Here is a 16,917-nt window from a genome sequence, read left to right as displayed (position 1 = left end):
ACAGGAATACAGCATGGCGAATTGGGAAGGAGTCAGCGAGTTTGTTGCCGTAGCGGAAACTAACAGCTTTACAGCTGCCGCGGCTAAACTGAAAACGTCAGTGGCACAAATCAGTCGCCGCGTATCGGCACTTGAAGAGCGTCTTGCGGTTAAGTTACTGCATCGCACGACGCGAAAAGTTTCTCTGTCTGAAGCTGGACAGCTTTATTATCAGCAGTGCAAACACTTGGTCGAAGGGCTAGAACTGGCTGAGCTTGCTGTAACGCAAATGCAAACCGAACCGCGAGGTTTGCTGCGTGTGACAGCGCCTGTGACCTATGGGGAAATGAACCTCGCACCGCTCTTGCATCAGTTTTTGGAGAAGTACCCGCGTGTGGATCTCGATTTAGTTCTGACCAATCAAAAACTGGATTTGATAGAGCAAGGGGTAGACGTGGCGATTCGTCTTGGCCGCCTGCAAGATTCCAGCATGATCGCAAAGCGTCTTTCGTCGCGTCAAAATTACGTGTGTGCTAGCCCTATGTATTTGGAGCGATTTGGCGAGCCTCACACATTATCCGAACTGGCTCGACATCAGTGCTTGGTTGGTTCGGTCGATTATTGGCATTTTAAGGAAAATAAACGCGATAAGTCTTTGCGCGTGTCGGGGAGGATTAAATGCAATAGTGGTTTTGCGCTAATGGGCGCCGCCAAACGTGGTTTGGGTTTAGTGCAGTTGCCGGACTATTACGTTCAAGAAGCCCTAGATAACGGTGAGCTAGTCGAGGTGCTGACCGATTACCGAGACGACCGTGAAGGCATTTGGGCACTGTATCCACAAAGCCGAAATTTATCGCCCAAAGTGAGGTTGTTGATCGACTTTTTAGCGCAGGAACTAGCGGATTAGAGTTTTCATGAACTTTAATACAACTGAAGTTGCTAAAACGCCCGGTGATGCCGGGCGTTTTTATTAGGATGAGAGCTGGAATCGAAAAGACATGAATCACTATTGGTTGGATTCCGCGTCTTCACGTTTAATCACTTTGTGCCCATCTTCAGACACGCCTTGCTTCCAATAGCTGCTGATGTAGATATTCTCGCGATCGACTTCTTTTTCGTTGCGGAAATATTGGCGCAGCGTACGCATTGAATCGAACTCACACGCACACCATACCGAAGCGTTACCATCTAACCACTCGAGTTCGCGAACGCTATCAGCCAAGTTTTGCTGTTCAGTTAGCCAAATCAACTCCATACCGGCTGGCGTGTTTAGGGGTTGAATGTCGGCTGGAGACATCACGCTGATCACTGCATAGCCTTTGGCCTCTTCTGGCAGCGTACGAATTTTCGCAGAAAGTGCTGGAAGTGCCGTCATATCGGCAGCCATGAAGAACCAATCCGCCTCAGTATTTAAGTTGGAGATGCTACCTGGCCCAACAATGCTGATCGTGTCGCCTTTTTGCGCGGCCATTGCCCAACGCGCTGCAAATCCGCATTGCAGATCTTGCGTTACGTGTCGGACGAAATCCACTTCGATTGAACTGGTTTCTGGATGAAAGCGTCGAATTGTGTAAGTGCGCATGATTGGTCGGTCGTCTTCTGACAGGATGCTCAGATCCGAGCCACCCATATCGTTAAACAGTAATTTGATGTAACTGCCTTCGCAGTCACGAGGAAAGTGGCTCAGCGCCTCACCTTGCAAGGTAATGCGCTGCATGTTTGGAGTGATGGTTTCTGTGTCTGTGACAACAAGCGTTTTAGGTTGAGGCTTCTTTTTCATTGTTACTTTACTCGATAATTATTCTCTTTCTCATTTAAAGATTATCAAGTTCCCTAACAAGAGGGTAGCGTCTTTAAACAAATTTACACTGTGAATTAACGCCAAAGCCTCAAGAAAAATATTACCTCTATCCTTTCTCTAACCACGTAAAGTGAGTCATTTTTAACCATAAATGGACTTATATCATTGGAATCGTAGACAAAAGCAACAGCGCAGCCATGCTGTAGTTGAACCCCTTAACGCGTTTATCGGTGGTCAACCAACGCTGCAATTGCATACCTGCCGCCGTCCAAAATGTCACCGATGGCAAGTTGGCTAAACAGAAGATACCGGCGATAAAAGTCAGTTCGAGCCAAGAACCGCCACTGCTGTATACCGTAATGGCCGTCAACGCCATCGACCAACCTTTTGGGTTCACCCATTGGAATGCCACTGCCCCTAAAAAAGACATTGGGCGAAAATCGTATTTTGCTTCGGTTTTGTCGCTGGTGGCGATTTTGTACGTCAAGTACAGCAAATAACTCAAGCTCAACACTTTCAAAATGGAGTGTGTAATTGGATATGCGTGGAACAGGCTCATCAAGCCAATACCCACCAAAATTAGCATGGCACCAAAGCCGAAGGTAATGCCCAACATATGTGGGATAGTGCGTTTAAAGCCGACATTTGCCCCTGAGGTCATCAACATAATGTTATTGGGACCCGGCGTAAAAGTGGAGACAAAAGCGAACAACGCCAAAGCGCCCAGTTGATGATATTCCATAGATTGTTCCTTGAATCAGTTCTCGATAAGTAAAGAACAACTATAAGTAGAACTGAGGTCAATATTGTGCTTTTATTTGATGATTAGAAACTAAATAAGCAATGAAACATCATCATGGATAGATTTGACGAAAGAATATTGCAAGTGCTTAAACGCGACGGAAGAATCTCCAATGTAGAGCTGTCGGAACGTGTTGGTTTATCTCCATCTGCCACCTTACGCCGAGTGCAAGATTTAGAGCGTAAAGGCGTGATCAAAGGCTACCGAGCAGTACTGGATAATCAGCAACTTGGCGTGGGTTTTGTCGCTTATGTGTCGATTGGTTTGGCCTCGCACTCTAAGCAGGCACAGCTGGGTTTCGAAGAGCATGTGCGTTTTGTAAACGAGGTGGTGGAATGTCACAACATTACGGGATCTAACGAATATCTCATACGCGTAGAGACGCAAGATCTCGCCGCTTATAAAGCGTTCCATGCTGATGTGTTGGGTGAGTGCGAACACGTCAAGTCGATCACAACGATGGTGGTGATGGACACACCAAAAGACGAGCGATAGCCAAACGAGAGTGACAGTTTTTGTGGCACATGAATTTGAAGTGACTCGAAAGAGTCAGTCGAGTATGAGAATGGTTCACAACAAATGCTGGAAAGCAGATGGCACTCTGACAATTTCCATATTTATTCTCACCTTCTAAATAATCCCATCCTGCTAGTTTTGCTTAAACCGCTTGTGTTTCAGAGCGGCGAGTCAGCAAAATTAAGGATGCACGATGAAATCACATGTAACACTTCCTCTTTTGAGCTTAAGCGCTGTTGCCGCATTGAGCTCATTTAACGTCAACGCCCACGGCTGGGTAGAGTTTCCAAGTGCTCGTCAAAATACGTGTTATTTAGACGGTGGCTTTTGGACCAACGAGATCCCTAACCAAGCGTGTAAAGCGGCTTTTGAAGAATCTGGTGCGTACCCGTTTGTGCAACGCAGCGAAATTGCAGCAAACGTACCAAATTACCGAGATATGGAGCATGTGAAAGCCGTGGTTCGCGACGGTGAGCTATGTTCTGCTGGCGATGCAGCTAAGAAAGGCTTGAACATTCCTTCTCCAAACTGGCAGCGCACCAATGTTACGCCAGATGCAAATAACCAGATTGAATTGGTGTTTTACGGCAAAGCGCCGCACAACCCATCGTACTGGGAATTCTATCTCACCAAGCCAACTTATGATGATTCAAAACCTCTTACTTGGAGTGATTTAGAGCTGATCGACACCGCAGGTGATGTGTATGTTGATGCGGAAAAACGCTACCGTATTCAGGTGACTTTCCCTGCTGATCGTTCGGGCGATGCGGTGCTTTATACTCGTTGGCAGCGTATTGATGTTGCCGGTGAAGGTTTCTACAACTGTAGTGACATTACGTTAAACGGAACGGGCACGACGCCACCGACTGACCCTGTTGATCCAACCGAACCGGGCAATAATCTGACATCTCTGGGCTACTTTGTTCAGCAAGGTTTCGGACCAATAGAAGCGGGTGACACCATCCGTTTTCGTACGTTTAATGCGACAGGCAATGAAATTGTCGATATTTCACTACCAATCAGTGCAAACAATACGGCGACTTGGGCGGCAGAAATTGCGGATCAATTTAACGCGCAGCAAACGGGCGATTGGTATGTGGGCATTTGGCATCAAGAGATGAACCACTACATGTTCGATAATAAGAACGTGAATGCGAACCAAGTATTAGCGCCAAGCGCAGACTTCAGTTATGCGTTGTCACTGATCAAAGCGGATGTCACGCCACCAGTTGAACCAACCAACTTGTGGGACAAGACGGCCGTTTACAACCAAGGTGATGTGGTGACGCACAACGGTAAAGAATGGACTGCCCAGTGGTGGACGTCTGGTGAGGAACCAGGCACAACGGGTCAGTGGGGTGTATGGCGTTAAGCCATTTATTCGGGCCCTGAACAATAAAACCCTTCTCATGTGAGAAGGGTTTGTTTTTTCAGTCTAAAACGACCACTTTGGTCGAGTGGTTGTCTTGAAAATCAGAGCACATATCGTTATTCGCTTGCTCTCCACTCGTTCCAGTTGAGCATCGCGTAGTCTGCCAGTTTGAGCATCGGAATGTCTTCGTGCGTATCACCGTAGGCATAAACAGACGCAAATTCGTCGAGCGAAAACGTGGCCCTAACGCGCGAGACTTTTTTTTCTAAACTGCAATCACCTTGCTGGTAAAAGCCACTCAGTTTTGGCTGTTCTGAGATCAGTTCACTGCACAGCAAGTGGTAACCGTTCGCTTCACACCAAGGCTTGAGATACGCATTGAGTGATGCCGACACCACCACAATGGTATCGCCTCTGTGCTGATGCCACGCCAACCTTTCCATCGCTTCTGGCCGTAAGTACAGCGGGATCACTTCGTGGGCAAACTGAGCGCCAATCGCTTCAATTTTCTGCGTTTCTTTCCCTGAAAATGCAATAAAACTGCTGAGAGGACGCATAACACGAGCGGGTAACACTCCGAGTTTGTACAGCGCATAAAATGGCATGATAGCGACCTTTCCCACTCGTTTGCGCAGGCCATAAGCAGAATAGTGGAGGAAAAGGCTAAACATATCCTCTCGGGTGATGGTGCCATCAAAATCAAACAGTGCCAGTGACGGCTTAGTAGTATCGAGCAAACTCAGCGCCTATTTTTTGGTTTAAGATCGTTTTGTGTTTATTGATAAAACACCGCCAACCAGATGGTTTCTTGCGTTGGGTCAGTCCAGCTCACTTTGTGTTTGGTATGAGCTGGAATCGTAACGTGATCGCCTGCCTCAAGTCGTTGCACGACACCTGATTCAAAAGTCAGCTCACCTGCTCCTTTAAGAACCAAGACCCATTCATGTTCTTCTTGATCGTACCAGCCACTTTCGGGAGAGGTTTGCCCCGTTGAGAGAATGCGTTCTATACGCAGGTTTTTGTGGGTCAGCAGGTCTTCGAACACTTCCTCGTCGAGGTTATTCGGTAAGTCTTTAAACAGGTTCATGGCCTTTCCTTAGAGAATGATCAGTCCAAAAGGCGCAAGCAATTGCTCTTGTTGCCAATCACAAATTTTAACACCAAACAGAGAAACGCGGCGAACATCCAGCCCGTCTAGTTCGACATGAGTCAGATCACACTGCTCAACGTTAAAGGTTCCCCATTGTTCTGGCGAGAATTCGCAGCGAGATAAATCCGAGCCTTTGAGAGTTGCCCCTGCGAGGTTCGCACCGTTCCAACGGTTTTCAAAGAGGTCACATTTTTCTAGTAACACTCGCTCGAAGTTACAGTAGGTGAGGTTGCAGCCAGTAATAAAAGCAGAACAGAAAAACATGGTGTTACTGACGCGATTAGCAAAGTTCGCACCTTGGAAGTTTGCCCCTTTGAGATCGCACTTACGTAGCTCCAAGCCCATACAATTTGCGCCGTTAAACAGGCTCATCGCCAACATGCAGTTCGTAAAGCTAGCGTCTTTTAAGTTCGCGAAGCGAAAACTACACCCTTCTAGCGCTTTGGATTCGATAAAGCGACAGTCGATGAACTTAGCATCGCGCAGATCGGCATGGTCGAAACAGCACATATAAAAGTGGCAGTTTTTAAAGGTAGCATTCTGAAAATCGTGATGAGAAAAGTTTTCTCGTTCAAAAATGAGATCGGTTTTTAACATGTCTTCTCCTTAGTTGCGAGCAGACTAGCACTCCAAGTGACTGATTTTCCAGAAAAATAACTTCTTGTATTTCAGTGTTTTACAAACCCCTCAAATCGCGATTTTAAGGGGTCAAACGAGCTTTTTAAGTGGGTTGTTTTTTGAAAATAGAAGACGTAGAGGACGAAAAAAGTTTTTGCTGGCTACGAGCCTTAACGAGAGGATTCGCATTTATGGGTATGCATGGCAACTCACACGCACAGTTTGCATTACAGAATTGTATCCTATTTGCATAATTTGTTGATCAATATGGCGTTTCTCCATACAAAAAACCTATATTTTTCACAAATTGATTTCCATCAAAATAGTAGGGTTTCTATGTGCTAGATTGCGCACAGCTCAAAAAGATATAGATACCCGTGTGCTTCAAGGCGCTGAGTTTACTTGAAATCTCAGATCAGTTAGCAGGCACCCCTTTGGGTACGACATAACGAAGCCCTACGAAAGGAAATAAAAATGAAAAAAACAATCTGCAGTCTAGCAGTGGTTGCTGCACTCGTGTCACCAAGTGTTTTCGCTCATAAACAAGGTGACTTCGTTCTTCGTGTTGGTGCGGCGTCTGTCGTTCCAAATGACAGCAGTGATAAGATTCTTGGTTCTCAAGAAGAGTTAGAAGTTGACTCAAATACGCAGCTTGGTTTGACGTTTGGCTACATGTTTACAGACAACATCAGTTTAGAGCTTCTAGCAGCAACACCATTCAGCCACGATATTTCAACAGACTTGTTAGGTCTTGGTGATATCGCGGACACCAAACACCTTCCACCAACGCTTATGGTGCAGTACTACTTTGGCGAGCCACAAAGTAAGTTCCGTCCATACGTGGGTGCAGGTCTCAACTACACCATGTTCTTTGATGAGGGCTTCAATAGCACGGGTAAAGGCGCTGGTCTTTCAGATCTTAAGTTGGATGATTCATTCGGTCTAGCAGCGAATATTGGTGTGGACTACATGATCAACGATCAATGGTTCCTCAACGCTGCTGCGTGGTACGCAAACATTGAAACAGAAGCAACTTACAAAGCAGGTGGAGAGAAGCAAAAAACCGACGTCAAAATTAACCCTTGGGTATTTATGATCAGCGGCGGTTACAAGTTCTAAGAAAAACCAGTAGTTACACGCACATTACTATTATTGGCATGACTTTGGGGGCGGTTACGGGGACTGCCCCTCTTTTTTATCCTCGTTTTGATTGCACATCATTTACTCAACTTAGCAACATGCAAAATTGGATCTTTACCTTGCAGATCATTTTATTGTCCGAAGATCGAAAAGTCCTACACTGATCACATAATTGAACAAGTGGACAATATAAATGAGCGACGACATCGCGAAGCATTCTTCCGCCAGATCTAAGCTGGTAAAAACTCTTTTCTTCACTCTCTGTGTTATTGCATTTAGTGCGATGTATTGGTCTTGGCAGTATTCTGACAGTCATCCAAGCACGGAAGATGCCTACGTTAGGGCAAAAATTTTGTCGGTAGCGCCTCAGGTAAAAGGCCAAGTGGTTTCCGCGGATGTCAAAGACTTCCAATCTGTTAACAAAGGTGACCTACTGCTGAAGATAGATTCACGCCCATATTTGTTGGCAGTGAAGCAAGCAAAAGCGGCATACCAATTGGCGGTCCAGCAACATGACGTTGCCGATAAGCAGGTAACTGAAGCTGTTGCGGGCTTAGATGCGGCGCGCTCTAACCTGATAGAAGCGCAAGTGGAGTACAAACGTACGGATTCCTTGGTGAAACGCAAACTGGCGTCGAACCAAGATTTAGATACGGCAAAAAACAAACTAGCCAATGCCCAAGCGAGCCTGGAGCAAGCGCGCGCGACGGTAGAAAAAGCCATTGCGAACCGTGGTGAAGAAGGCGCAGAGGCTGCGGTTGTTCAACAAGCGGGAGCACAGTTAGCGCAAGCAGAGCTGAACTTGAGCTACACCGACATTACGTCACCAGTGGATGGCATTGCCGGTGAGATCAATACGCACGTAGGCTCGGTCGTTAGCGTGGGTCAAACGTTGTTCCCTGTGATTTTAAAAGACAGCTATTGGGTACGCGCGAACTTTAAAGAAACCGATCTTACTCATATTAAACCTGGCATGCATGCGGATGTGGTGATTGATATGTACCCAGACGTGGTGTGGAAAGCAACGGTAGAACAACTATCGCCTGCGAGTGGTACATCGTTCTCCTTGATGCCACCAGAAAACGCAACGGGTAACTGGGTTAAAATCAAACAGCGTTTCCCTGTACGTTTGGCATTAGAAGTACCGGCCGATGCGCCGCAACTTCGCGTGGGTGCGAGCTCAGAAGTCACCATTGATTTGCAAAGTAGCGTGCAATGAGCCATCAAATTACGGCAGACAAACGGGGGATTGCCACCGTCGCCGTGATGCTTTCTGCCATCATGGTGTTAATCGATATGACCGTTGCGAACGTGTCGCTATCGCACATGATGGGCGCGTTGGGCGCAACGGCAGACCAAATTACGTGGGTGTTGACGGGTTACAGCATGGCGGAAGCGATCTTCATTCCGATGACCAGTTTCTGGGTGTCGCGTTTTGGTGAACGCAAAGTCATGTTGGTTGCTGTGATCGGTTTTGTGATTGCCAGTGCGCTTTGTGGGCAAGCACAGTCTCTTGAAGAGATGGTGCTATTTCGCATTATCCAAGGCGCTTTCGGCGCGTCGGTGATTCCATTGGCGCAGTCGACGTTAGTGCAGATTTATCCGTATGAGCAAAAAGGCAAAGCGATGGCGATTTTCTCCATCGGCATTTTGCTTGGTCCTATTTTGGGCCCAGTTGTGGGTGGTGTGATCACCGACAACATTAACTGGCGCTGGATTTTTTACATCAACTTGCCATTCGGTTTGATCTGTACCTCTTTGATTTATCGCTATATCCATATCGACAGCAAATCCAAACCTAACTTTGACTGGTGGATCATCGGTTACATGGCGTTAGGTGTGGGCGCGTTGCAGTTTGTGTTGGATAAAGGGAATGAAGACGACTGGCTCGACTCACGTATGATTCAGACGGCGATATTGCTCGCAGTCATGGGATTGGTGATGTGGATATATCGCAGTTGGAAAACCAAAAGTCCAATAGCGCCATTGTGGCTACTGAAAGACCGAAACCTTATGGTCTCGTCATTGATGATTGCCGTGGTGTCGATGGCGATGTTTGGTCTGACGACTCAACAACCAATGCTGTTGGAAAGCTTGCTGGATTATCCGGTCTCAACCACTGGCTTATTAATGGCACCTCGTGGGTTGGCGTCAGCGGCGATGTTGATTTTGGTGATTAAGCTCAATCCGCAATTCGATCCCAGAATCAAAATAGTCTTTGGCTTGAGCTGCATCGGGATTGGTAGCTATTTGATGACGCAGTACTCACTGCAGATCGATACATTTTGGATTGTGATGCCGAGTATGATTCAGGGGATGGGGCTTGGTTTAACTTTCTCGACGCTATCCACCTTGGCGTATTTAACGATTCCGAAAGAGCAATCTGTTGCGGCGGCGAGTATTTACAATCTGTTCCGTACCATTGGTAGTTCGTTTGGTATCTCTATCGCAACCACGTTCCAATATCGTGATAGTCAGCAGCAATGGCATGCGCTGGGAGAGGGTATTAATCCTTATAATCCTAACTTGCATGACTGGGCGGCCAATCAGGGGCTTTCTATTACCGACCCGGTTGCGTTAGACCAATACCAACAGATGTTGCAGCAGCAATCGCAAATGGTCGCGTTTGTGCACACCTTCCAGCTTGTGGGAGTGATGTTCGTGATCATGATGCCGATGCTGGTTTTCATTCGGTCGCGTGAATAACATGAAGTTCCGGTGAATAGTGTAAGAGAACGCCTCTCAAGTTGTGTCAGCTTGAGAGGCGTTTTTTATTGGACAGTGCCAGTGAAAGAAGGACGTTTACTCAAATGTCACTTCGTCAAAATGCGGATTGGTTTTGAGCGCGCGCATTGCGACTAATTGTTCAGTCGGGAAGGCGGTGTGCTCACCATCCATATCTAAAAACAAGCACTCTTGTCGCTGCATGTCGTAGCCTGTGTCGAACGCGTTGCCCTGATGAGTTTCACCATTTTTTAGTGTGATCTCGATAGGGAGCTTAAACATACAGGCGATTTCAATAAAATCGTATTGGCTGCAAGTCACCATAGCTTTCTCCTTTCAAACCGACGCAGTATTCAGAAGGTTTGAGAACCGCTTCCTTAATATAGAAAACGTTTGATTGAAACTGAATCTTCATCTTACACCTCATTTTGGTCACGAAATAGACATACACGCACGTTTTAATAAACCTACTGTTGAGCGTTCGCAAGCGAGACAAAACTACGATATGTCTGAAACGATACTTAAGCGCACATACCTAACGAGTGAACAAAAGACACAAAAGCCAAGTTCACTGATTTCCCCTCAAACCTACCATGCGCAGTTGGCGCACCGTGTTCACCACTCGCCTCAATTTGAAAACGGCCGCGTTAAAAACGAGATGCCAAATATCCCTAGCCCGCAATCATTCTGGCAGGTGTGTTGGAGCTATCTTGGTGGTAGAACGCCATTGAGTCCTAACGAACATCTGCCACATTTCCCAATTCAACCTACGCAGTTTGCGCAGAGAAGTGAATCGATGCGCGTTACTTGGCTGGGCCATTCCACCATGCTGGTGGAGGTCGATGGCATTCGAATTCTGACTGATCCGGTATTTGATTACGCTTCTCCGTTCATCGCAAAAGCGTGGTTTGAACGCAATATTCCCAATACCCATGCCAGAGATTGTTTGCCGATTCCTGAAATGATCGTGATTTCGCACGATCATTACGACCACTTAGAAGCATCGACCATACGTTTCTACGCTGATAAATCCGTGACGTTTTATGTGCCCTTAGGGGTTGGCAAGCATCTGATAAAGTGGGGCGTTTGCGCAGACAACATCGTGGAATTCGATTGGTGGGATAGCGTGCACTATGCCGGAATCGAACTGATTTGTACGCCCGCTAACCATAATTCTGGTCGTACTTATTTCGATAAAAACTCGACCTTGTGGGCTTCTTGGGTCATCAAAGGTAAAGAAGAGACGCTCTATTTTAGTGGCGATTCAGCTTACGATTCGCACTTTTCCGAGATCGCAAAGCGATGTGGACCAATCGACATTGCCTGTTTGGAAGTGGCTGCCGATGTGAAAGGCCAAGGTTATCCGGTCGAAAACTGGGGACACATGCAGGCTCACCATACCGTGCAAGCGTTTCACGATTTAAATGCGAAAAAACTGTTGCCCGTACATTGGGCTACATACGAGCTATTTACTCACCGTTGGGACGAACCGATTTTAGATTTGCTTGCCCATTGTCAAAAAGAACATATAACGCTGCTGACGCCAATGCCGGGGGAGAGTTTTTACGTTCATCAAGAACATATAAATAAACAATGGTGGCGAGAAAAAGAAATAGGTGAACCAGCTAGAATTTTGACTTAATAATATGATCTTACTTCAATAATTATTTTAGAAATTAACCTTGTTATTTTCAGAATATAACAAGGTTTTTTACTCGCTTACTCATCAATCACTTGAGGCTTTAACTCGACTACATTTCCTTCCGGATCATGAATATAGAGTGAGCGACCGAATCCTTGTGCGCCGTAGCGTTTCGCAAACTCTTCGGTTTCAATGCCGTTCGAACGCAAATATTCCAGTAATTCATCCTCGGAAAAAGGCGCCAATTGCAGGCAAAAATGGTCAATATTACGACCATTTTGAACTGGTGGCTTACCGCCGAGTTGGCCTAATTCGCTGTCTACCGTCACTACATCAATCAATGCGTTACCTGCCCTAAGTTGAGTTAAACCAAGTTCCGTTACTTTGCGTTCGACAGGGCAGCCCAAAATGTCTCGATAGAAATGCAACATAGCATCGAGGTTACAGGTCCTTAATACAACATGATCAAGCGCTTTGATGGCGATTGGATTTTTGGTGGGCATGCTTCACTCCTTTTTGCATTGTGTTGAGGTAAGTATAAAGTGACCTTAAAAGTGGTGAGAGAAATGATCAAATTCAAGATGTTTTTTTGCTAGAGCGAGTGCAGAAACACTGCAACTCAAAGCAAACAAAAAGGCTAGCGTATTGCTAGCCTTTTGGAATATGGATGGGGCTATTACTCGTAATCAGAAGCGTAAGTTTCTTCGTAAGTGTGTGAGTAAAGCTCGAATAGGTTGCCGAATGGGTCTTCTAGGTAAACCATTTTCGCAGGCTTATTATCGTCTTCTGGGTGGTAACGCATGATGTCCATGCGAACTTTGCCACCTAGTGCTTCGGTGCGTTTGATAGCACCTTCAAAATCGTCTGTCTGCAAACAGAAATGGAAGATACCGATGCGAGAAAAATCCACTTCATGGCGCTCTTGACGCTCTTTCATTTCGAATAACTCAAGGCCGATGCCATCACTTGTCACAAGGTGCGCAATGTTGAAGCCTTTAAAGCCTTCCCCAAAGACCGCAATACACATTCTGCCAATTGCCGTTTCGCGTTCTTCAATCACTTTCGTGTTGCCCATAACGACTTTTAGACCTAGCGCTTGCGTGTAAAACTCAACCGCTTTGTCCATATCTCCGACCATAATACCGACATGATTCATTTTCATTTGTTTGCTCCCAACATGTGTGTTTGAACGTTGTCTTGTTTCGATGTGGGAGAGTATATGGCGTGATGTTGATTACATGAAATTATCATAAATTATAAAAATGATAATTTTATTTAATGATATGCATGTTGGGATTGAGTTAGTGAGCTAAGGCCTCAACAGCTTGCCTCACCGAGGTGAAATGAATCTTGATAATGCACCGTTGCGCGAGGCTGAATTCATGCGATTGGATTAATGACGTAACCTCTTCTACGGACAGCGTTAGTTCTTTTGGGTGTAAAAGAGTGGTGTTCGAACCATTGTTTTTCAATTCGAACGTGTTGCCATTTGAGTCAATAACGTAATCATCTTGCCCAAAAATGAGGGCTTCGCATTCAGAGTCTAAGTCGGACTGGGAATGCGTATAGATCAGCTCATCGTCGCCGTCTAGTTTTAGCAAGCATGGCCAGCATACTGCGTGGTCTCTCATGGTTAACTCATTATTCATTGTTATTTAGAAACTTGACCCAGGTTGTTGCAAAAACGCTAACTCTTCGGGAGTGCTCTCTCTTCCCAGTATCGCATTGCGATGAGGATAGCGCCCAAACTGGTCGATGATGGCTTTGTGTTTTAGCTCAAAATCGTAGTTATTTTCAAGCCCTGATGCGCGAAACAATTTTTCAGCTTCGACATGAATGAGGCGAGATTCGCTATGCATAAATGGCATGTACAAAAAACTTAGCTGCTCAGGCGCTAATTCTTTGTCGTGACCTAACCGAATTGCCTCTTGAGCCAATGCTAATGCGAGTGGGTCTTGTGCAAACGCTTTTGGGGTGTTGCGATACACATTACGTGAAAACTGGTCGAGGACGATGATTTCGGCCAATCGTCCTTGTGCGCTGTCACGCCAATTAAACAGTTCACAACGAGCGGCTTGTTCTAATACCGAGGCAAATCGCGATGCAATACGCTTGTCCAGTTCTGGGTTGTTTTCAAACCAATTTTGGGGCGATAGCTCCTCGAACCAAAATTTGATGACTTCTTGGTACATGGATCTTCCTTCCTATTGCATTAGCTAAAGAATAAAAAGCCAGAAGGCGAGCTCCTGGCTTTCTGCGTGTTATCGACCGTAAGTCTCTACGATGTAACGTTCAAAATCGTCACACATTTGTTCGTCAGAGATGGTGTTGCTTGCCAGCTCTTTACTGCCGTCGACGACTTTAATCGCGGCGTTCAGTGAAGCGACTGATGCTCGTTCTCGCGTCGCAAGTGAGTCGATTTTCTTCTGCTGCACTTCCCATGCCTGTTCTGGCGACAGGTTACACACGTCTGCAAGGTATTTGGCATTGAAGCCTTCGCCAGTCAGGCTGACAATGGTTTCGTTGTGCGACAAGTGATTGCCTGCGTGCCAGTAGTGTTTTGCCAGCAGTGGGCCAATTTCTGGGTTATCCGTCAGGTAACCAAACTTCTCAAGGAAGTATGCACGGGTCTGATACACCGCCATGTGCGCGAGTAGATAACCTTGATACGCACAAGCCGCTTCGTCGGATAGCAAATGTGGAATCGCCATCAGTGGGCGAGGGCTGCATTCCAAACCAAGGATCTGTTTTTCACAATCGCGAGCGAGCTTAGTGATGCGCTCTGGCGTTAACTCGTCATCGCTCAATTGATACAACGCGCGCTCAAAATATGGCACAACCAAGATGCTACGTTCTTCATAAGCTTTGAATGGCTGACGGCTGTTGATCATTGCTTGAATAATCTCATCAGGCACAGAATTCCCTTCATCATCCAGTGCGTACTGTTTTAGCCAATCGGCATCGGTTAACAGGCTATCACAGAACATCGACTGAGTTTCTGCATAAGCCATTGACGTCGGCGCAAACTCCTGCGAGAAACAAGGCGCGTTCATTTTTACGTTCGCAAAGTGTGCTGCGTGGCCGCCTTCGTGGAACAGCGTGTTAATGCCATCGTAGCCGCTGCCCACTTGGTCTGGTTTGGCATTACTGGTGAAGTTCACCTGCGCTGCGACCCACTCGCCTTGATTATAGAAAGAAGGAATAGGGCCGTGGCAGAACCCATTCGGGTACTTACCTTTGCGATCTAGTAAATCCAGCGTTAGCGTCGCACCAGAGTAATCAATATTTAGGCGACCAAATGATTCTACCCAGCGTCTCAGAGATTTTGAGAACGGCACGTATGGGTCAAGGTCACGCATAACGTCACCCGCGAATGAGTAAACAAAGTTGTAGCCTGCTAGTGCGCTTGCGCCTTTCTCTTTCGCCAAGTTTTCTAAGCTGTTTAGATGCGCATCTCGCGTGCGTTGTTCGAAATCTTCCAAAATCTCGAATAGCTGTTCAGAGCTCATCTTTTCCGTTTTTTGCACGGAGTAATCAAAGAAAGTCGCATAACCGAGTGAGCGAGCGAACTGGTTGCGCAGTTTGATCAGCTCTATAAAGCCGTTTTGCAGTAGCCATTGTTCAAGGTTCAGCAACGCTTGATGAGCCGATTGGCGAACTTCTTCATGATTGCTGGTGCGAATGGTTGAGCTTAATACGGGTAGTGAACCTTCTACTTGCTCGCCGTTCTCATCGGTAAATGTTTGTACGTGGTTCTGTTTTTTCTCGAAGAGCTCAGCTTCAAAGGCAATGAGCTGATTTTTCAACGCTTGTGCTTTTTCGCCCTCGATAGCGTGAGATTCAAACATCGCCAGCCAACCAGATAGACCCGTAATGGTTTGTTGTTTCTCTTGTGGGTCGGTAATTGAGTCCGCGGCTTCAAGCTGTTGTTTGATGGCAGTAATTTGCTCGGCGTTGCTTAAAAAGCTTGTCCATGCCGTTTGTGCTTGCGTCGAGCCATCATGGTCATCGCTGATCCCCATGTAAGTTTCCCAAAAGAAATCTTCTTTGGTGCGGTGAATCGCAAGGTAACGTTGATTGAGGTCGTTGAGATAATCCGTTGCGGTCATTTTGATCCTTCAAATGGTTTCGTTATGTAGACAGTTGATTATTGCACGCTTGGTCGCGAGAAAGGAACGCTAATCTCATATGTCGATTTTGCATCGCGTAAAGGTGATTTTACTATTTGTTTACATTTGGGTGAGTTAATAGGAGTTATGAGCTTGCAGTGTTAAGACTGGTATGGAGTTTACAGTTTATTAAGTAATTAATCTGCGGTGCGCTATCGATGATCCTTATCAGGTGTAATAAGATTTCCATATCGTGGCGATACAGTTGGAAACGATATGATAAATAAGACAAAAGTTACGTTATTGGCGGTAGGTACGATTTTAGTTGGATGTTCCACAGTCGCGCCACCAAGAAATGATGCGGTTGAAAGCATTCAACAAAAGTGTTCTGTGATTTTAAGCAATGATGTTGCGGGCGATCAGCGCTGGCAGACGTACAACGGCTTGCTTGTAGAATATGCCGTGCATGGCGTTAAGAGTCAGGTACAACTGGAACGTTTTGAAGCGTTTATGCAGAGAGTGCAAGATGATGAGTCTGGACAGTTAGTTACAGAGTTGATTGAGGTCACCGACTGGGGATGCTCAAACGGCAATTATCTTGAAGAGATGAGCTTGTTTATTCAAGAAGTTCAAAAGTAAAAAACCGAGCGTTAAGTCGCTCGGCTTTTCTGTTTGTGGAACGCTTTTGTACGCTGGTTCGTCAGGACGTTTACTCCTCTGGATACTCGCCCATACCTTGCGTTTTACCTTCCGCTTTCCAATGCTCTCCAGGAGCAAATGCTTCATCGCATAAATCTACGGTGTAGCCCATTTCTGTGATTTCCTTCAAAGTGAGGTTATCAGCAATATTTGCAACTTCCCCCGATTTATTCCGTAACTCCATGTTGATCTCTCCTCTGTAGGTAGACGAGTGGCATCAATGCACAGTGAAGAATGCATTGGTAACCTTTGTTCTAAGTATATAACCCGCTGCTAAAAATGAAGGTTTAATCCACTTTTTAAATATGGGTAATTGGATAATGCTTTGAGCTGCTTCCGTTATTTAGAACCGCAGCATCGCGATA

The 16,917-nt window shown here is 46.1% G+C and carries 20 protein-coding genes; 8 read left to right on the top strand and 12 right to left on the bottom strand.

Translation table 11 applies throughout. The features are described 5' to 3' along the window. The first annotated feature begins 13 nt into the window (after window positions 1-13). Window positions 14-886 (top strand): LysR family transcriptional regulator, encoded by an 873-nt coding sequence (locus R7P72_RS04335; RefSeq protein WP_017633836.1) that lies wholly within the window; start codon window positions 14-16, stop codon window positions 884-886. A 99-nt stretch (window positions 887-985) separates the two neighbouring features. Here the strand turns inward: R7P72_RS04335 and R7P72_RS04330 are convergent, their stop codons facing one another. Together R7P72_RS04330 and R7P72_RS04325 are read right to left on the bottom strand one after the other, a co-directional pair. Then, window positions 986-1,759 (bottom strand): siderophore-interacting protein, encoded by a 774-nt coding sequence (locus tag R7P72_RS04330; RefSeq protein WP_005374378.1) that lies wholly within the window; start codon window positions 1,757-1,759, stop codon window positions 986-988. Window positions 1,760-1,937: 178 nt separating this feature from the next. Beyond that, entirely contained in the window at window positions 1,938-2,522 is a 585-nt protein-coding gene (locus tag R7P72_RS04325; protein ID WP_005374377.1) for a LysE family translocator, read from the bottom strand. A gap of 114 nt (window positions 2,523-2,636) precedes the next feature. Here R7P72_RS04325 and R7P72_RS04320 point away from each other — a divergent pair, with 114 nt between their 5' ends. Next, complete coding sequence (locus R7P72_RS04320; protein WP_005374369.1) at window positions 2,637-3,077, top strand: Lrp/AsnC family transcriptional regulator; 441 nt, start codon at window positions 2,637-2,639, stop codon at window positions 3,075-3,077. Window positions 3,078-3,291: 214 nt separating this feature from the next. Further along, complete coding sequence (locus tag R7P72_RS04315; protein WP_005374361.1) at window positions 3,292-4,470, top strand: lytic polysaccharide monooxygenase; 1,179 nt, start codon at window positions 3,292-3,294, stop codon at window positions 4,468-4,470. Window positions 4,471-4,586: 116 nt separating this feature from the next. On the opposite strand, the gene R7P72_RS04310 is transcribed toward R7P72_RS04315, so the two are convergent. From R7P72_RS04310 to R7P72_RS04300, 3 genes are read right to left on the bottom strand one after another with little or no spacing between them, the layout of a single operon-like run. Next, window positions 4,587-5,207: an HAD-IB family hydrolase gene (locus R7P72_RS04310; RefSeq protein WP_031778857.1), complete on the bottom strand. Its 621-nt coding sequence runs from the start codon at window positions 5,205-5,207 to the stop codon at window positions 4,587-4,589. A gap of 38 nt (window positions 5,208-5,245) precedes the next feature. After that, window positions 5,246-5,557 (bottom strand): cupin domain-containing protein, encoded by a 312-nt coding sequence (locus tag R7P72_RS04305; RefSeq protein ID WP_005374359.1) that lies wholly within the window; start codon window positions 5,555-5,557, stop codon window positions 5,246-5,248. 9 nt (window positions 5,558-5,566) lie between these two features. Further along, complete coding sequence (locus tag R7P72_RS04300) at window positions 5,567-6,217, bottom strand: Qnr family pentapeptide repeat protein (protein WP_005374358.1); 651 nt, start codon at window positions 6,215-6,217, stop codon at window positions 5,567-5,569. Window positions 6,218-6,712: 495 nt separating this feature from the next. Here R7P72_RS04300 and ompW point away from each other — a divergent pair, with 495 nt between their 5' ends. The 3 genes from ompW (at window position 6,713) to R7P72_RS04285 (ending at window position 10,084) form a co-directional block, all read left to right on the top strand. Then, window positions 6,713-7,357: an outer membrane protein OmpW gene (gene ompW / locus R7P72_RS04295; RefSeq protein WP_005374357.1), complete on the top strand. Its 645-nt coding sequence runs from the start codon at window positions 6,713-6,715 to the stop codon at window positions 7,355-7,357. A 214-nt stretch (window positions 7,358-7,571) separates the two neighbouring features. Beyond that, window positions 7,572-8,597 (top strand): HlyD family secretion protein, encoded by a 1,026-nt coding sequence (locus tag R7P72_RS04290; protein WP_005374355.1) that lies wholly within the window; start codon window positions 7,572-7,574, stop codon window positions 8,595-8,597. Continuing rightward, window positions 8,594-10,084, top strand: coding sequence for an MDR family MFS transporter (locus R7P72_RS04285; RefSeq protein ID WP_213904679.1), 1,491 nt, complete (start codon window positions 8,594-8,596; stop codon window positions 10,082-10,084). The genes R7P72_RS04290 and R7P72_RS04285 overlap by 4 nt, the downstream gene beginning before the upstream one ends. 96 nt (window positions 10,085-10,180) lie before the next feature. On the opposite strand, the gene R7P72_RS04280 is transcribed toward R7P72_RS04285, so the two are convergent. After that, a complete protein-coding gene (locus R7P72_RS04280) occupies window positions 10,181-10,426 on the bottom strand; it encodes a Rho-binding antiterminator (protein ID WP_005374351.1) in 246 nt (81 codons plus the stop codon). A gap of 181 nt (window positions 10,427-10,607) precedes the next feature. Here R7P72_RS04280 and R7P72_RS04275 point away from each other — a divergent pair, with 181 nt between their 5' ends. Then, window positions 10,608-11,744 (top strand): MBL fold metallo-hydrolase, encoded by a 1,137-nt coding sequence (locus R7P72_RS04275; RefSeq protein ID WP_031778856.1) that lies wholly within the window; start codon window positions 10,608-10,610, stop codon window positions 11,742-11,744. A 77-nt stretch (window positions 11,745-11,821) separates the two neighbouring features. Here the strand turns inward: R7P72_RS04275 and R7P72_RS04270 are convergent, their stop codons facing one another. From R7P72_RS04270 to R7P72_RS04250, 5 genes are all read right to left on the bottom strand, one after another. After that, on the bottom strand, window positions 11,822-12,247 hold the full coding sequence (locus tag R7P72_RS04270; RefSeq protein WP_005374346.1) for a VOC family protein: 426 nt from the start codon (window positions 12,245-12,247) through the stop codon (window positions 11,822-11,824). 173 nt (window positions 12,248-12,420) lie between these two features. Further along, window positions 12,421-12,906: a VOC family protein gene (locus R7P72_RS04265; RefSeq protein WP_005374344.1), complete on the bottom strand. Its 486-nt coding sequence runs from the start codon at window positions 12,904-12,906 to the stop codon at window positions 12,421-12,423. 139 nt (window positions 12,907-13,045) lie between these two features. Then, a complete protein-coding gene (locus R7P72_RS04260; protein ID WP_005374342.1) occupies window positions 13,046-13,375 on the bottom strand; it encodes a DUF4144 domain-containing protein in 330 nt (109 codons plus the stop codon). Between the two features lie 24 nt (window positions 13,376-13,399). Continuing rightward, window positions 13,400-13,936: a DUF924 family protein gene (locus tag R7P72_RS04255; protein WP_005374339.1), complete on the bottom strand. Its 537-nt coding sequence runs from the start codon at window positions 13,934-13,936 to the stop codon at window positions 13,400-13,402. 69 nt (window positions 13,937-14,005) lie between these two features. Next, window positions 14,006-15,853 carry a M3 family metallopeptidase gene (locus R7P72_RS04250; protein WP_005374337.1) on the bottom strand — a complete coding sequence of 616 codons (1,848 nt, stop codon included), beginning with the start codon at window positions 15,851-15,853 and terminating at the stop codon, window positions 14,006-14,008. Between the two features lie 276 nt (window positions 15,854-16,129). On the opposite strand from R7P72_RS04250, the gene R7P72_RS04245 reads away from it, so the two are divergent. Further along, on the top strand, window positions 16,130-16,492 hold the full coding sequence (locus R7P72_RS04245) for a hypothetical protein (protein WP_213906986.1): 363 nt from the start codon (window positions 16,130-16,132) through the stop codon (window positions 16,490-16,492). Between the two features lie 70 nt (window positions 16,493-16,562). Here the strand turns inward: R7P72_RS04245 and R7P72_RS04240 are convergent, their stop codons facing one another. Beyond that, window positions 16,563-16,736 carry a hypothetical protein gene (locus tag R7P72_RS04240; RefSeq protein ID WP_005374332.1) on the bottom strand — a complete coding sequence of 58 codons (174 nt, stop codon included), beginning with the start codon at window positions 16,734-16,736 and terminating at the stop codon, window positions 16,563-16,565. Window positions 16,737-16,917: the final 181 nt, after the last annotated feature.

It is taken from the genome of Vibrio sp. Vb0888, assembly GCF_033338835.1.
Taxonomy (GTDB): Bacteria; Pseudomonadota; Gammaproteobacteria; order Enterobacterales; family Vibrionaceae; genus Vibrio; species Vibrio alginolyticus.
The sequence above is the reverse complement of the archived record's forward strand: the minus strand, read 5'-3'. Positions and strand labels throughout refer to the sequence as shown.

Coding starts and splice junctions, on each gene's coding strand:
- R7P72_RS04335 (WP_017633836.1), top strand. CDS start 14: ATGGCGAATTGGGAAGGAGTCAGCGAGTTTGTTGCCGTAGCGGAAACT.
- R7P72_RS04330 (WP_005374378.1), bottom strand. CDS start 1,759: ATGAAAAAGAAGCCTCAACCTAAAACGCTTGTTGTCACAGACACAGAA.
- R7P72_RS04325 (WP_005374377.1), bottom strand. CDS start 2,522: ATGGAATATCATCAACTGGGCGCTTTGGCGTTGTTCGCTTTTGTCTCC.
- R7P72_RS04320 (WP_005374369.1), top strand. CDS start 2,637: ATGGATAGATTTGACGAAAGAATATTGCAAGTGCTTAAACGCGACGGA.
- R7P72_RS04315 (WP_005374361.1), top strand. CDS start 3,292: ATGAAATCACATGTAACACTTCCTCTTTTGAGCTTAAGCGCTGTTGCC.
- R7P72_RS04305 (WP_005374359.1), bottom strand. CDS start 5,557: ATGAACCTGTTTAAAGACTTACCGAATAACCTCGACGAGGAAGTGTTC.
- R7P72_RS04300 (WP_005374358.1), bottom strand. CDS start 6,217: ATGTTAAAAACCGATCTCATTTTTGAACGAGAAAACTTTTCTCATCAC.
- ompW (WP_005374357.1), top strand. CDS start 6,713: ATGAAAAAAACAATCTGCAGTCTAGCAGTGGTTGCTGCACTCGTGTCA.
- R7P72_RS04290 (WP_005374355.1), top strand. CDS start 7,572: ATGAGCGACGACATCGCGAAGCATTCTTCCGCCAGATCTAAGCTGGTA.
- R7P72_RS04285 (WP_213904679.1), top strand. CDS start 8,594: ATGAGCCATCAAATTACGGCAGACAAACGGGGGATTGCCACCGTCGCC.
- R7P72_RS04280 (WP_005374351.1), bottom strand. CDS start 10,426: ATGGTGACTTGCAGCCAATACGATTTTATTGAAATCGCCTGTATGTTT.
- R7P72_RS04275 (WP_031778856.1), top strand. CDS start 10,608: ATGTCTGAAACGATACTTAAGCGCACATACCTAACGAGTGAACAAAAG.
- R7P72_RS04270 (WP_005374346.1), bottom strand. CDS start 12,247: ATGCCCACCAAAAATCCAATCGCCATCAAAGCGCTTGATCATGTTGTA.
- R7P72_RS04265 (WP_005374344.1), bottom strand. CDS start 12,906: ATGAAAATGAATCATGTCGGTATTATGGTCGGAGATATGGACAAAGCG.
- R7P72_RS04260 (WP_005374342.1), bottom strand. CDS start 13,375: ATGAGAGACCACGCAGTATGCTGGCCATGCTTGCTAAAACTAGACGGC.
- R7P72_RS04255 (WP_005374339.1), bottom strand. CDS start 13,936: ATGTACCAAGAAGTCATCAAATTTTGGTTCGAGGAGCTATCGCCCCAA.
- R7P72_RS04250 (WP_005374337.1), bottom strand. CDS start 15,853: ATGACCGCAACGGATTATCTCAACGACCTCAATCAACGTTACCTTGCG.
- R7P72_RS04245 (WP_213906986.1), top strand. CDS start 16,130: ATGATAAATAAGACAAAAGTTACGTTATTGGCGGTAGGTACGATTTTA.
- R7P72_RS04240 (WP_005374332.1), bottom strand. CDS start 16,736: ATGGAGTTACGGAATAAATCGGGGGAAGTTGCAAATATTGCTGATAAC.